Source organism: Dietzia papillomatosis NBRC 105045 (assembly GCF_001570845.1).
Lineage (GTDB): Bacteria > Actinomycetota > Actinomycetes > Mycobacteriales > Mycobacteriaceae > Dietzia > Dietzia cinnamea.
This window is the reverse complement of sequence record NZ_BCSL01000060.1, coordinates 1-12,906: the sequence shown is the minus strand read 5'-3', so window position 1 is coordinate 12,906 and position 12,906 is coordinate 1. Positions and strand designations below refer to the sequence as shown.

13 protein-coding genes and 1 tRNA gene are annotated in these 12,906 nt (G+C 72.5%); 9 read left to right on the top strand and 5 right to left on the bottom strand.

The genetic code is table 11. The features are described 5' to 3' along the window. Positions 1 to 111 precede the first annotated feature (111 nt). Positions 112 to 579, bottom strand: coding sequence for a hypothetical protein (locus DPA01S_RS14820; RefSeq protein WP_061229918.1), 468 nt, complete (start codon positions 577 to 579; stop codon positions 112 to 114). Positions 580 to 732: 153 nt separating this feature from the next. Here DPA01S_RS14820 and DPA01S_RS14815 point away from each other — a divergent pair, with 153 nt between their 5' ends. After that, a complete protein-coding gene (locus DPA01S_RS14815) occupies positions 733 to 1,653 on the top strand; it encodes a DMT family transporter (protein ID WP_061917507.1) in 921 nt (306 codons plus the stop codon). A gap of 58 nt (positions 1,654 to 1,711) precedes the next feature. Continuing rightward, the gene (locus DPA01S_RS14810) at positions 1,712 to 3,676 is read left to right on the top strand and encodes a DUF2339 domain-containing protein (protein ID WP_061917504.1); all 1,965 of its coding nucleotides are present in this window, start codon (positions 1,712 to 1,714) and stop codon (positions 3,674 to 3,676) included. Here the strand turns inward: DPA01S_RS14810 and DPA01S_RS14805 are convergent. Beyond that, complete coding sequence (locus tag DPA01S_RS14805; RefSeq protein WP_061229920.1) at positions 3,631 to 4,092, bottom strand: hypothetical protein; 462 nt, start codon at positions 4,090 to 4,092, stop codon at positions 3,631 to 3,633. The genes DPA01S_RS14810 and DPA01S_RS14805 overlap by 46 nt on opposite strands. A gap of 183 nt (positions 4,093 to 4,275) precedes the next feature. Between DPA01S_RS14805 and DPA01S_RS14800 the strand changes: the two genes are divergently transcribed. Next, positions 4,276 to 6,717, top strand: a complete 2,442-nt coding sequence (locus DPA01S_RS14800; RefSeq protein WP_061917501.1) for a glycoside hydrolase family 65 protein — start codon at positions 4,276 to 4,278, stop codon at positions 6,715 to 6,717. On the opposite strand, the gene DPA01S_RS14795 is transcribed toward DPA01S_RS14800, so the two are convergent. Next, a complete protein-coding gene (locus tag DPA01S_RS14795; RefSeq protein ID WP_061917498.1) occupies positions 6,704 to 7,243 on the bottom strand; it encodes a PGPGW domain-containing protein in 540 nt (179 codons plus the stop codon). The genes DPA01S_RS14800 and DPA01S_RS14795 overlap by 14 nt on opposite strands. A 46-nt stretch (positions 7,244 to 7,289) precedes the next feature. Beyond that, the gene (locus DPA01S_RS14790; RefSeq protein ID WP_061917510.1) at positions 7,290 to 7,919 is read right to left on the bottom strand and encodes a hypothetical protein; all 630 of its coding nucleotides are present in this window, start codon (positions 7,917 to 7,919) and stop codon (positions 7,290 to 7,292) included. 147 nt (positions 7,920 to 8,066) lie between these two features. Here DPA01S_RS14790 and DPA01S_RS14785 point away from each other — a divergent pair, with 147 nt between their 5' ends. Next, positions 8,067 to 9,377, top strand: coding sequence for a cytochrome P450 (locus DPA01S_RS14785; protein WP_061917495.1), 1,311 nt, complete (start codon positions 8,067 to 8,069; stop codon positions 9,375 to 9,377). 55 nt (positions 9,378 to 9,432) lie between these two features. Then, on the top strand, positions 9,433 to 10,044 hold the full coding sequence (locus DPA01S_RS14780) for a putative glycolipid-binding domain-containing protein (RefSeq protein ID WP_232303185.1): 612 nt from the start codon (positions 9,433 to 9,435) through the stop codon (positions 10,042 to 10,044). Here the strand turns inward: DPA01S_RS14780 and DPA01S_RS14775 are convergent. Beyond that, a complete protein-coding gene (locus DPA01S_RS14775) occupies positions 10,028 to 11,002 on the bottom strand; it encodes a prephenate dehydrogenase (RefSeq protein ID WP_061229926.1) in 975 nt (324 codons plus the stop codon). The two genes, DPA01S_RS14780 and DPA01S_RS14775, sit on opposite strands and share 17 nt — an antisense overlap. A 36-nt stretch (positions 11,003 to 11,038) precedes the next feature. Between DPA01S_RS14775 and DPA01S_RS14770 the strand changes: the two genes are divergently transcribed. The 4 genes from DPA01S_RS14770 to DPA01S_RS14755 all read left to right on the top strand — a co-directional run bounded on the left by DPA01S_RS14770 (position 11,039) and on the right by DPA01S_RS14755 (position 12,498). Beyond that, positions 11,039 to 11,566, top strand: a complete 528-nt coding sequence (locus DPA01S_RS14770) for a tRNA adenosine deaminase-associated protein (protein WP_061229927.1) — start codon at positions 11,039 to 11,041, stop codon at positions 11,564 to 11,566. A gap of 2 nt (positions 11,567 to 11,568) precedes the next feature. Beyond that, the gene (locus tag DPA01S_RS14765; protein WP_061229928.1) at positions 11,569 to 12,024 is read left to right on the top strand and encodes a nucleoside deaminase; all 456 of its coding nucleotides are present in this window, start codon (positions 11,569 to 11,571) and stop codon (positions 12,022 to 12,024) included. Positions 12,025 to 12,148: 124 nt separating this feature from the next. Then, positions 12,149 to 12,352 carry a CsbD family protein gene (locus DPA01S_RS14760; protein ID WP_007627815.1) on the top strand — a complete coding sequence of 68 codons (204 nt, stop codon included), beginning with the start codon at positions 12,149 to 12,151 and terminating at the stop codon, positions 12,350 to 12,352. Between the two features lie 55 nt (positions 12,353 to 12,407). After that, positions 12,408 to 12,498, top strand: a tRNA-Ser gene (locus tag DPA01S_RS14755). Positions 12,499 to 12,906: the final 408 nt, after the last annotated feature.

Sequence of the window (12,906 nt, the reverse complement as noted above, 5' to 3'; positions counted from 1 at the left end):
GGCCCCCACACCCGCCCCGCCTGACACGCCGCGGCGGCGCTTCCGGCGTGCGTGAAAAGCACCTCGACGGGCCGGCCGGCGTGTGACCGGGCCGGGTCACCGCCGTCGGAATCACCACTGTGGCTCGACGACGATCCACACCACCATGCCGTCGAGCCCCCACAGCGCATCACTGGTGTCGCTCAGGTCGTCGTCGCTTTCGAGGTGCCCTTCTTCCAGAAGAGCGGCCGGGTGAGCAAGCGCCGCCTCGTAGACGGTTCGCGCCTGCGGGCCGGTGAGCATTCCGCAGCCGCGCGGGGCAGGTGTAGGTGCCGGCAACTCGAATTCCGCCGGCGGGGGGCCTGGCCACGCGGGGACGTCGTCGGCGGTCGAGGCGGTGTCGACCATCCCCGGTTGGCACACGATCACGCTCTCCGGGGCGGCCGGCTCCTGCTGGGCGTCGGACGAAACCGAACTCTCGACGGTGGCTTCCGGCGTCGGTGGCGGTCGGAGGGAATCGCCGCTGCCACTGCCGCATGCCACGAGCAGTCCGGTCGCCGCCAGTCCCGCGCCGACGGTGGTGACGAGTCGAGTGCGCATCGCGGCCCCTGTCCGGCGTGAGGAGTACCGGCTGATCGTGTCACACCCCGCGCGGGCATCGCTGTGCGTCGGCTCGGCCTGTCCCCCTCGCGTGAGGGGGTGGTGTGAAGCGGGTCGACGACGGCGAGGGCGGCTGCTTCATAAGGTGTGACGATGCCCGAGTCCGCGCGTCAGGCGCTCCGCCGGAACGGCGGCCATCTGGCGTCGGTGGCGCTGGTGCTCATGTGGAGTTCCGGCTACGTCGGCGCGGAGCTCGGCACCCGCGCCGGCGGCACACCGCTGCAGCTGCTGGCCTGGCGGTTCTCGATCCTCGGCGTTCTGCTGGTGAGCGTCTGCCTCGTGCTGCGGGTGCGGCTGGACGACCGTGCGTCGTGGACCCGGCAGGCCGCCCTCGGCCTGTTCAGCCAGGCCGTGTTCCTGTTCATGATCTTCGAGGGGGTCGCGCGCGGCGTCGACGGCGGCACCGCGGCCCTCATCGCCGCGCTCCAACCGCTGCTCGTGGCCACCGTCGCCGGTCGTGTGCTCGGCGAACGCACGACGGCCGGCATGTGGATCGGTATGGCCCTCGGACTGGCGGGCGTCGTGGTGGTCGTCTCCGGCGGCCTGGACGCGGGGTCCGCACCGTGGTGGGCGTACCTGTTCCCGGCCGCGGGCATGCTCAGCCTGGCGACGGGCACGGTCCTCACCCAGCGCCTGCGGCCCACCGAGACGCTGCTGCAGTCCATCACCATGCAGTCCGTCGTCGCGGGCGTGGTGCTGATGGTCGCAGCGGTGCTGACCGGTCAGGCTGCGCCCGAGGCGGAAACCGACTTCTGGACGGCAGTGGCCTGGCTGGTATTCCTGTCCACGCTGTGCGGATACGTCCTCTTCGTCTTCGTCACCCGCACTCGCGGCGCCACCGTGGCCAGCGTCCTGCTGTACCTCACTCCGCCCACGACCATGGTCTGGGTGTGGCTCATGTTCGGTGTCCCGATCACCCTCCCGGCGGTGGTGGGGATGGCCGTCAGTGCCGTCGGCGTGATCCTCGTACTACGGTCGCGTCCGGCACCGGCGGCTCAGCGCGCACGGCGGTAGCGCCCGGGCCCGGGCCTGACATATGGACGCCGGGGCCGGGGCGGGAGATGATTCTGAGGTGAACCCCGAGCAGCCTGACCTGCAGCGCGCCCTCGCCGACCTCGACGCCCGCCTCGGGCGCATCACCGCGGAGGTCGCGGAGGTCCGGGCCGGGCTGATCGCGCTCGGTCGGCACGCCGGTCCCGCTCAGGCCGCGCAGGCGGCCCGGCCCGGGTCGCCCTGGCAGCCGCCCGGACCGCCAGCGCCCGAACCGCCAGCGCACGGGGTGCGCCCGGGCCGACCGTGGCAGCAGCCGGCGCGCGAGCACGCATGGCAGCCGGCGCCGCCGCCTCGGCCGACAGGCCCGCCGCAGTCGCTGCCGCAGCTGCCGCAACTGCCGCAACTGCCGCAGCCGCCGCAGCCGTGGGCGCCGCCGGCCGAGGCGCGTCCGCGGCGGGCGCCGCGGATCACCGCCGCCACCGTCATCGCGGCGATCGGCGGGTCGGTCATGCTCGCCGGCATCGCCTTCCTGCTGGTGGTCGCCATCCAGGCCGGCCTCTTCCCGCCGATCGCGCGGGTGATCGCCGCCGCCGCGCTCGCGGTGGTCCTCGTCGCGCTAGGCCTACGACTTCAGGCGCGCCACGAGCCGACGGCCGGGACCCCGGTCAACCCCGGCGCGCTCGCGCTCGTCGGAACCGGACTCGCCGCCGCGATGCTCGACATCATCGCCGCGACCACCCTCTACCTGTGGATCCCCGTCCCGGCCGCGTTCATGTTCGTCGGCGGACTCGCCCTCGGCGGCATGGCGCTGGCCCAACGGTGGGCCTCGGGGCTGCTGGCGTGCCTCGTGTCCGCGGGCACGATGCTGCTCGCGCCGTTCATCTCCACGGACGTCGAACTGCCGGTCTTCGTCGCGATCGTCGGCATCGCCACCGCCGCCCTCGCCGCCGACCTGGGGGTGGCCGTCCGCGTCGTGTGGTCCGTCCTCCCCGGCATCCTGCTGGCCGGATACCTCTCGCAGGCCGCCCTCCACTCCCGCGGCGAACAGATGGCGCTCATCGCGACCGCCCTCGTCTTCGCCGCCGTCGGAGCAGGGGTGGCCTGGTACGACTCACTCCGCCGGAGCCCCGCCGTCGAGAACGCGGCCCTCGTCGTCGTCCCCACCGCACTGCCCCTCGCCCTCCTGCCCGCCACATACCTCCTCCGGCCCGGCTGGCCCTACGGCCTGCTCCTCGCCGCGGCCTACCTGGTCGTCGCCGTCCTCGCCGGCCGCACCGCCGGCACGGACCGCGCCGGCGGCACGGACCGCGACCGTCACGCCACGCACCTGTCCGCGGTGACCGGCATCGTCGGCAGCGCGCTACTCCTGCTCACCTGGGTCGAGCTGGGCGGGCGCGAGATGACCGGCTTCGCCCTCACCCTCAGCGCGCTGGCGTACGTCGCGGCGGCCGGGCTGTGGGGCCGCAGGTGGCTGCACTGGGTGGCCGGAGCCGCGTCCGTACTCGCCCTGCTCGTGTACCTGGGCGTCAACGAACCGCACCTCGCGCTCAGCGAACGGCTCGCGGTGCGCGAGTTCAGCTACTGGGACGTCGTCTCCGCGCTCGCCGTCACTGCGTTGGCGGCCGCCGTCACGTGGTGGGCGCGGCGCCGACTGCCCCGCGAGGCCGGGCGCGTGACGATGGTCGGTGCGGTCGTCGCCCTGGCCACCTTCTCGGTGATGATCGTCGCCGCCGGCGTGACGATCGGCGACCTCACCGGCGCGGCGCGCACCGGGTTCCTCGCCGCGCACCTCGTGGTGACCGTGCTGTGGATCTGCTGCGCGGCGTGGCTGGTCCTCACCCCGAGCCCCCGCATCGCCGACGCCCGCCGGCTCGGGTTCGTCCTGGGCGCGCTCGCGCTGGCGAAGCTGCTCCTGCTGGACCTCGCCACGCTGCCGGGCCTGTTCCGCGTCCTGTCGTTCATCGCGGTCGGCGCGGTGATGCTCGCGGTGGCCGTGCGCTACCGCAAGGAGACCGACCCGTCGGGCAGCGGCTCACCCACGTAGATGTGGAAGGCCCGCGGCTCCGCGCCGGACATCAGCACCTGTACCTCCGGGTGATCGACCTCGTCGGGATCGTCCGACGGCTGGCTCCACACGACCTCTCCCGCGTCGGTCAGCTCGCGCAGCGCCATCCGCGTGGCGCGCACCCACCGCACACGCTTGAGCGCCGGCTCGTCCCGGAGCAGGTCGTCCGCCAGTCCCTCCCGGTCGCGCAGATCGACCATCAGGCGCTCACCGTCCGGGCACTCGTACGCCATGCAGACCTGGTCGACCAGAACGGCCAGTGGCCACGAGGGCGCCGAGCCGAGCAGATCGACGATGATCATCCGTGCGTCCTCCACCTGACAGGCCGTCGGCGTGGTGAGGATCTGCATGCGGTCGGCGACGTCCTCGGTGATCTCGATGAGCTGAACGGTCATGGTGCACTCCCGTGTCCGACGAGACGGTCGACAAGGGGGTTCGCGGCGCGGCCCGAACCGTCCCGACTGTGACCTAGATCATAGCCCATCGGCGTAGCCGGCGGGTCTCGGCGGGGTGACGATCCCGAGAACCGGACCGCCAACCGGGCCCGCCGACGACTCGGGTGTGGTTGTGTCACAGGTGTGACCATCTCGCACACCGGTCCCCTGGACACCGCCGGTGATACCGACGCCGCCTTCACCCTCGCCTACGACGGCGTCGATCCCCGGGACGAGGGCCTGCGCGAAACCCTCACCTCGACCGGCAACGGGTACATGGCCACCCGCGGCGCGGCCGAGTGGGAGGAGGCCGACGACGTCCATTACCCCGGCACCTACGTCCACGGCCTCTACAACCGCGCGACCACCCTGCTCGGCGGTGTCCCGGTCCACAACGAGGACCTGGTCAACCTGCCCAACTGGCTGCCGCTGAAACTCCGCGTCGGCGGCGCGGAGGTCCTGCGCCTCGCGGACGTGGAGGTCTTCGACTACCGGCACCGGCTCGACCTCCGCGCCGCGGTGCTCACCCGGCACCTGCGCTTCCGCGACCGCGAGGGGCGCGAGACCGAACTGGTCAGCCGCCGGTTCACCTCCATGGCGTCGATGCACCACGCCTACCTCGAGTGGACCCTCACCCCGCTCAACTGGTCCGGGCCCGCCGAGGTCGTCAGCGCGATCGACGGGCGCGTCACCAACGACGGCGTGCCCCGCTACCGCGACCTCGAGGGAACCCACCTCCACCCCGTCGGAACGGAGTTCCCGGAACCGGAAGTGATGGCGCTCAAGACCCGGACCCGCCAGTCCGAGGTCACCGTCAGCGTCGCCGCCCGGACCTGTGTCCTCGCCGCCGGCCGGCCGGTCGAGGTGCCACGCACCGACTTCCGCACCCCCGACCACGTCCAACAGACGCTGCACCTCGACCTCGAGCGCGGGGTGCCGGTGACCGTGGAGAAGTCGGTGGCGCTGTTCACCTCGCGCGACCCCGCGACGGGCGACACGCTCGTGCGGGCGCACCGCTCGGTGGCCAGGTCGAGGTCGTTCGAGTCCGCCCTCGCGCACCACCGCGAGTCGTGGGACCGGCTTTGGCAGGCGTGCGACGTGCAGGTGTTCGGCGACGACGAGGCCCAGCATCTCCTGCGCGTCCACATCAGCCACATCCTGCAGACGTGTTCGCCCAACACCGCCGATCTCGACGCCGGCGTCCCCGCCCGAGGGATCAACGGCGAGGCCTACCGCGGCCACGTGTTCTGGGACGAGCTGTTCGTCCTGCCGTTCCTCACGCACCGGTTGCCGGGTGTCACCCGCAGTCTGCTCATGTACCGCTACCGTCGCCTGGCCGAGGCGCGCGCCGCCGCCCGGGCCACCGGGCGCGCCGGCTTCATGTTCCCCTGGCAGAGCGGATCGCTCGGCACCGAGGAGACCCAGGAGGTCCACCTCAACCCGATGTCGGGGAAGTGGGACGTCGACCTGTCCCACAACCAGCGGCACGTCAGCGCCGCGATCTTCTACAACGTCTGGCAATACGTCGTCACCACCGAGGACACGATGTTCCTCGAATCCCACGGCGCGGAGCTGATGCTCGGCATCGCACGGTTCTGGTCGTCGGCCGCCCACTACTCGTCCGACCGGGAACGCTACGAGATCCACGGCGTGATGGGCCCGGACGAGTACCACGAGAAGTACCCGGGCGCGGCCGAGGGCGGCCTCCGCAACAACGCCTACACCAACGTCTTCGTGGCGTGGATCTGCGACATCGCCGCGAACCTGCTCGACCTGCTGCCGTCGCCGCGCGCCGACGCCGTCCGCGCCCGGCTGGAGCTCCGCGACGAGGAGATCGAGCGATGGAAGGACATGAGCCGCCGGATGTTCGTGCCGTTCCACGACGGGATCATCAGCCAGTTCGAGGGCTACGCCGACCTCGAGGAACTGGACTGGGACGCCTACCGCGCGAAGTACGGCGACATCCAGCGCCTCGACCGGATCCTCAAGGCCGAGGGCGACACACCGGACCGCTACAAGCTGGCCAAGCAGGCCGACGCGGTGATGCTGTTCTTCCTGTTCGGTGACGACGAGCTGCGCCGCATCTTCACCCGGCTCGGTTACGAGTTCCCCGAGGATGCCGCCCGCCGCACGATCGAGTACTACGACCAGCGGACCTCGCACGGGTCGACCCTGTCGTACATCACCCACGCCGGAGTCCTCGCCCGCTTCGACCCCGACTCCTCGTGGGAGCGGTTCACGGTGGCGCTGCGCAGCGACGTGGGCGACATCCAGGGCGGCACCACCCGGGAGGGCATCCACATGGGGGTCATGGCGGGCACGGTCGACCTCGTGCAGCGCTTCTACGCCGGCATGCGCGCCGAGGGCGGGATGCTCCACCTGGAGCCGAACCTGCCGGGCGCGATCGACGGTGTCTCGTTCACGGTGATCCACCTGCGGTCCCCGCTCACTGTGACGGTGACGCGCGACGAGGTGGTGATCCGGCACCGCGACGGCGTGATCGACGCGACGCCGGTCCGCGTCCGCGTGGCGGGGGAGGAGCGGCTGGTCGCGGTCGGCGCCGAGGAACGGTTCAGCCTGGCGTGACCTCGGCGCGGGCGTGGCGTCGCGCGGCCCGCGCCCGGCGACGTTCCTCGCGACGCTGACGGTCGTGGACCACCTCGGCCTCGTGGTCGTACGGGCTGCCCCGGAACCGCCGGAAGGCGTAGACGAGCAGTGCCAGCGCCACGAGCCCCGAGAAGATGAGGGTGCCGCCGGTGCCCCACCCGCCGACCAACCACAGATCCGGTGAGAGCGGCCACCATCCCGGTACCGCGGACCCGATGCCCCAGAAGAGCCCCAGCCCGATCAGCCAGGCCACGCCGAGTGCCGAGCCGGCGATCCTGGGCCACGACTGGACCCCGCGGGAGGCGCCCTCCATGGCGAGCCGTTTAACCGTGAGGAGTCGCCGGTCGAACCACTCGTACTGCCTAGAGAGCACGACGGTCCCGGCGAAGAGCATGAGCAGTCCGGGGCCGGGCAGGAACAGCGCGGCGACCCCGAGCACGACGAGCGTCCACCCGAGCGTCTCCAGGGCGAGGCGCCTGGCCGCGACGTAGCCGAGTCTTCTCACCGGACCATGGTGACAGAAACGCGGCGCGTCATCAGGGGCGTGGGGGTCAGGCGGGGACCGTGGATCGGTACTCGTCGGCGGCGCGGACCCCCGCCTCGAGGTCGACCTCGGGCCAGCCGTCGGTGGCGTGGAGCACCGCGGCGAGGTGCCTGGCGGTGAGTCCGGCCCCGGCGTCGAGGAGGGCCTCTACGGCGTCCGGGTCGGGGTCGTCCAGGAGCGTGGAATCGGCGAGGTCGTCGATGATGTCGCGCAGCGCCGCCCGCGTCACGGGGAACAGTTCGGGGTCGAAGCCGTCGTCGACGGGCTGGTCCAGTCGCCACCAGCGCGTCCCGTCCCAGCCGTACAGGAATCCCAGGTACGCCCCCCGTGACCGCGCGTGTTCGACGCCGCGGCGCCACCAGCCGGGTGCGTCGCCCACCAGGTCGGTGCCGGCCTCACCGGCGCGCCCGCTGCCCTCGGTGAGGGAGAACTCGTGGTGCCAGCCGGCGAGGAGGGCGCGCCCGTCACCGGGCCGCAGGAGGGCCATCCACATCCCCTCCGCGCCGGCCCAGTGCAGGGCCGTGGCGGTGGGCGGATCGTGCTCGAATCCGACCGCCGCGCGGACCGCGGCGTCCACGGCGAGTAGGGCGGCGATGTCGTCGGGCGTCGAGTCCGTGTCCACCGGGAGCAGGGCCATGCGGCCCAGGTTAAACCCGATCGACGACGACGAGGTGACGATCGCGGTGAACGTCCGGCGCCCCGCGGGTGTCACAGGGGTGCACGACCGCGCGGATCGTGGAGCGAACCCGCTACGGCCGGCCCGGGCGGCTCGTACGGTGGACGCATGACCAGTGACACCGCACACAGGCTCCCGCCGGGCCCGCGGGCGCCCCGTCTCCTGCAGGCGGTGCTCGCCCTCGCCGCCCCCGCGGCCGTGTTCCCGGCGGCGGCCCGCCGGTACGGGGTGCCGTTCACGCTCGATCTCATGCCCCGGGGGCGGAAGGTCGTCGCGGTCTCCGAGCCCGCGCAGGTCAAGGACGTGTTCGCCGGCTCGCCGTCGGTCTTCCACGCCGGTAAGGGCAACGAACTGCTCCGGCCCCTCCTGGGCGACCACTCGCTCCTGCTGCAGGACGGCGACGAACACGCCCGCGCGCGGCGGCTCCTGGCGCCCGCGTTCGGGCGGCGCGAGATCGCCGGCTACCGCGAGCTCGTCCAGGAGGTGACCGCCGAGCAGCTGTCCCGGTGGCCGCGATCGGGCCGGGTCCGCGCGCACGTCCTGCTCAACCAGCTCACACTCGAGGTGATCCTGCGGGTCGTGTTCGGCGTGACCGACTCCGCGCGGTTGGACCGGATACGGCCGATCGTCGCCCGGGCGGTCGACGCCGGGCCGGTCGTGATGATCGGCCTCGGGATCGGTCCGTTGCGCAGGCTGTGGCCGTGGAGCCGCGAGGTGCGCGACCTCGAGACCATCCACGAGTTCCTCGGCGAGGAGATCGAGGCCGCCCGGCGCGACCCGGCGCTCGAGGAGCGGCGGGACCTCATGGCGCTGCTGGTGCGCGCCTCTGCCACCGACGCGCAGGGGCTCTCGGACGCGGAGCTGCGCGACCAGCTCATGACCCTCGTCGCGGCCGGGCACGAGACCACGGCCACGGCCATGGCGTGGTCGATGCTCGAGCTGGCCCGCCATCCGCGGGTCCAGGAACGCTGCGTCGCCGAGATCGCCGGGGACGGGGCGGAGTACCTCGACGCCGTGCTCAAGGAGGTCCTGCGACTGCACCCGGTCGTGCCCATGGTCATGCGGGAGCTGCAGGAACCGGCCACCATCGGCGGGCGCACCTACCCGCGGGGCGTGACCGTGTCGCCGTCGATCGTCCTGGCCCACCGCTCGTCGGGGACCTATCCGTCGCCCGGCGACTTCGACCCGGGGCGGTTTGTGGGCGAGGTTCCCACGCCCACGGAGTGGCTGCCGTTCGGTGGCGGGGCGCGCCGGTGCATCGGTGCGTCGTTCGCGATGATGGAGGGCGAGGTCATCCTGCGGCAGCTTCTCGAGCGGTACCGACTGGAGCCGGTCGGCAGCGGGCGGGAGTGGCCGCGCTCGCGCAATGTGACGCTCTACCCCTGGCGCCGGGCGCGCGTGGACCTGCGTCCACGCTGAGGTGGCGGGGGAGATCGATGTGCGTTTTACTGAAGATTTTCCTACCGTGGTCGGTGTGAACGCTCCTCAGTCGTCCTCCCCGCCGTCCGAAGCGCCGCGCGCCTCAGCTCCCCGCATGTACACGTGGATCTCCGAGACCGGCAGGGTGATCGAGCAGGTCAGAGTCGTCCCCAGGGGTGAGTCCGCGCGTGCCCGTGGGCGGATCGTCTCCGCTGCGCATCCCGAGCACGTGGCCTTCACGGTCGAATACGACGCGGAGATCGGCTCGGATCAGGCCCTGCGTCGGGTCGGGCTGACGGTGAGCACCGAGGAGTACGAGCGGTCCATAGACCTGGCCTGCGACGACGAGGGCGCCTGGCTTCTCGACGATCCCAGCGGCACCCGGTCCCGCGTGGTCGACGACGGAGTGGTCGACGTGGACGTCACCTACAGCGTGTTCTTCGCCAGCGTCATGATCCGGCGCCTCGGGCTGCACGCCCAGCCCGGATCCGAGGAGCAGCGCGTGCTCTCGGTGGACTCCATGACTCTCGACGTCACCCAGGACACGGTCACCATGTCGAGCGACGACGAGCAGGTCCACGGGTTCACGGCGACCGCCTCGACCAGCGCGACTGTTGATGCCGACGGCGTCATCATCGACGTGCCGGGGCTCAGTCGCCGGGCCTGAACGGCCTGCCGCCGGGCCTGACCTCCCGGCCCGCCGCCCCCGCCGCGCGCAGCTCCTCGAGCCACCCCGCGGCTCCCGGCGTGACCTCCACCGGCTCCCCGGCCGCCCCTGCCCCGGCCTGCGCCTCCTCGTAGGCGCGCCGCGCGCGGTGCCCGTCGTCGACGAGCGGTCCCAGCGTTCCCCGCTCGGCCAGCGACGCCCGCGCGTCCCGCAGGTCGGCCAGGCAGTCGTCCAGCACGTCCAGCAGCGCGTCCCGGTTGGGCTCGCAGATGGCCCGCACCAGGTCGGGGGCCGTCCCCGCCACGCGGGTGCCGTCGCGGAACGACCCGGCCGCCAGCGCGAGCGCGAGGTCCCCGCCCCGCCCGCCGGCCAGCGCGAGCGCCTCCGCCAGGACGTGGCCGAGGTGGGAGATCCGGGCGACCGCCGCGTCGTGTTCGGCCGACGTCGCCGAGAGGATCCGCGCGCCGCTGTCCATCGCGAGCCGCGCGACCCGCGCCCACGTGTCGGGGTCGGCGCCCGGGTCCGCCGCGACGAGCCACGTGGCGCCGCGGAACAGGTCCGGGTCGCCCGCGTCCCAGCCGGAGTGGGCGGTGCCGGCCATGGGGTGCCCGCCCACGAACCGCGCCCCGAGGCCGTGGCGCCGCACCGCGTCCAGGACGGGCCCCTTGACGCTGATGACGTCGGTGAGGGCGACGCCCGGTGCGTGCTCGGCCACCGCGCCCAGGACCGCGTCGAGGGCGGGGAGGGGGACGGCGACGACGACGAGGGCATCTGACTCCCGGGCCCGGCGGAGCGTGTCGGGCAGGTCCGTGGTGACGGCGAAACCCGCGGCGGTGGCGGCCTCGGCGCCTGCGGCGGAACGGTTCCATCCGAAGGCCCGTTCGGGGCCGAGGGCCCGCATCAGCGAACCGCCGATCAGACCCGCCCCGAGCACGCACACGTCCGCCGTCACCGTCACCTGACAAGGTTCTCACAGCAGACTACGGTTGAGCCCATGGCCAGCAGCTCCGACCGACACGCCCGCGATTCCGACGACGACTCGGTGACCGGCATCGCGCTCGGGGTGGTGCAGGACGGCGGATCGTGGCAGGTCACGCGCCTGGACGACGCCGCGCTGACGAGTCTCGACGACGCCGCGCGGCAGGTCCGCGCGCTGCGGGCCGAGGGGCCGTCGTTCGGGTTGGTGGACGTGGACCACGAGTTCTTCGTGATCCTGCGCCCGGGCCCGTCCGGCATGCGGCTCATGCTCTCCGACGCCACCGCGTCGCTGGACTACGACCTCGCCGCCGACGTGCTCGACGAGCTCAACGTGGACGTCCCCGACATGACCGACGAGGAGCTCGAGGACACCGATCCCTGGGGCGAGGGCGACATGGCGATCCTCGAGGACATGGGTCTGCCGGCCGGGGTGCTGGAGATCATCGTCTCCGAGGTGGATCTGTACGCCGACGAGCAGCTGCAGTCCGTGGCCGAGCGGATGGGGTTCGGCGACGAGATCGAGCGGCACCTGCCCGACTCGTGAGGGTGCACCGCGCGAACAAGGCCCTCGTGCGCCGCGCGCTGGCCGTTGCCGCGGGCACCCCGCCCGAGGACGTGCCCGTCGGCGCGGTCGTCATCGGCCCGGACGGCACCGAGCTGGCCGCCGCCACCAATCGCCGAGAGACCGACGGCGACCCGTTCGCCCACGCCGAGGTGCTCGCGCTGCGCGAGGCCGCGAGGGTGCTCGGTGACGGCTGGCGGTTGGACGACTGCACCCTCGTGGTGACGCTCGAGCCCTGCACGATGTGCGCGGGGGCGGCGGTCGCGGCGCGGGTGGGCCGGATCGTGTTCGGGGCGTGGGAGCCGCGGACGGGGGCCTGCGGCTCGCTGTGGGACGTCGTGCGCGACCGGCGGCTGGTGCACCGGCCAGAGGTGCACGGCGGCGTGCTGGAGGACGAGTGCGCGGCTGTTCTCGAGGACTTCTTCCGCGCCCGACGCTGACGCCGGCCCGCCCCGCCCGGTGATCCGATCGTGACCCGCACGCGGTGGAGGCCCCGGCCGGGCGTGGATACGGTGGATCTCGAGAGGCGCCGGGCCCCGGCGCCGCGATCGAGAGGAGTACCACATGGGAGTGGGAGACAAGTTCTCGAACAAGGCCGAGGAGCTGGGCGGCCGCGCCAAGGAGTCCGCGGGCGCCGCGACGGGCGACCGTGATCTGCAGGCCGAGGGTCAGGCCGACCAGGGCGCGGCGGGCCTGAAGCAGGGCGCCGAGAAGCTCAAGGACAAGGCCAACGAGGCCGCCAGCAAGCTCACCGGCAACGACAAGTGAGCGTGTGCCCGCGCCGATTTTTCTCTGCGGGCCCTCGTGCAGTAGCCTGATCGGCGGTGGCGTGTCCGAGCGGCCGAAGGTGCAGCACTCGAAATGCTGTGTTGGGTAACCCCCAACCGTGGGTTCAAATCCCACCGCCACCGCCACGGGGAGAGCCCCGGATCTCGAGAGAGGTCCGGGGCTCTCGCCATGTCCGCCCGGGCGCCCGGCGGGCCGGCCCCGCATCCGCCGCTTCGACCCCGCCGGTCATCCGCTCCCGGCCCCGGGGTGGACAGTCTTACAAGGAGATGTTCACGTCCGTCTGGCAGACCGGACAACGCAGGGACAAGTCAGCCCCACAGCCCTCCCTTGTTTGCCAAGGCGCCAGTTCATCGTCTCTTTGGAGTACACCCGTGTGGGACGGTGGTGGCGCCGCCATCGCCGCTGTGTCACAGGGTTGAGTTGTGGACTTGATCGCTCTGTGGCGGTCTTCTGTGGCTACTTCTTGGCGGCGACGTACCAATCGGGCGTTCTGGCCGGAAGAATTAGAGCGAGTCGGCGGCTCACGGGTGCGT

What these genes read in the sequence shown, in the direction of transcription:
- DPA01S_RS14820 (WP_061229918.1), bottom strand. Translation starts at nt 579, where the DNA reads ATGCGCACTCGACTCGTCACCACCGTCGGCGCGGGACTGGCGGCGACC.
- DPA01S_RS14815 (WP_061917507.1), top strand. Translation starts at nt 733, where the DNA reads ATGCCCGAGTCCGCGCGTCAGGCGCTCCGCCGGAACGGCGGCCATCTG.
- DPA01S_RS14805 (WP_061229920.1), bottom strand. Translation starts at nt 4,092, where the DNA reads ATGACCGTTCAGCTCATCGAGATCACCGAGGACGTCGCCGACCGCATG.
- DPA01S_RS14790 (WP_061917510.1), bottom strand. Translation starts at nt 7,919, where the DNA reads ATGGCCCTGCTCCCGGTGGACACGGACTCGACGCCCGACGACATCGCC.
- DPA01S_RS14785 (WP_061917495.1), top strand. Translation starts at nt 8,067, where the DNA reads ATGACCAGTGACACCGCACACAGGCTCCCGCCGGGCCCGCGGGCGCCC.
- DPA01S_RS14770 (WP_061229927.1), top strand. Translation starts at nt 11,039, where the DNA reads ATGGCCAGCAGCTCCGACCGACACGCCCGCGATTCCGACGACGACTCG.
- DPA01S_RS14760 (WP_007627815.1), top strand. Translation starts at nt 12,149, where the DNA reads ATGGGAGTGGGAGACAAGTTCTCGAACAAGGCCGAGGAGCTGGGCGGC.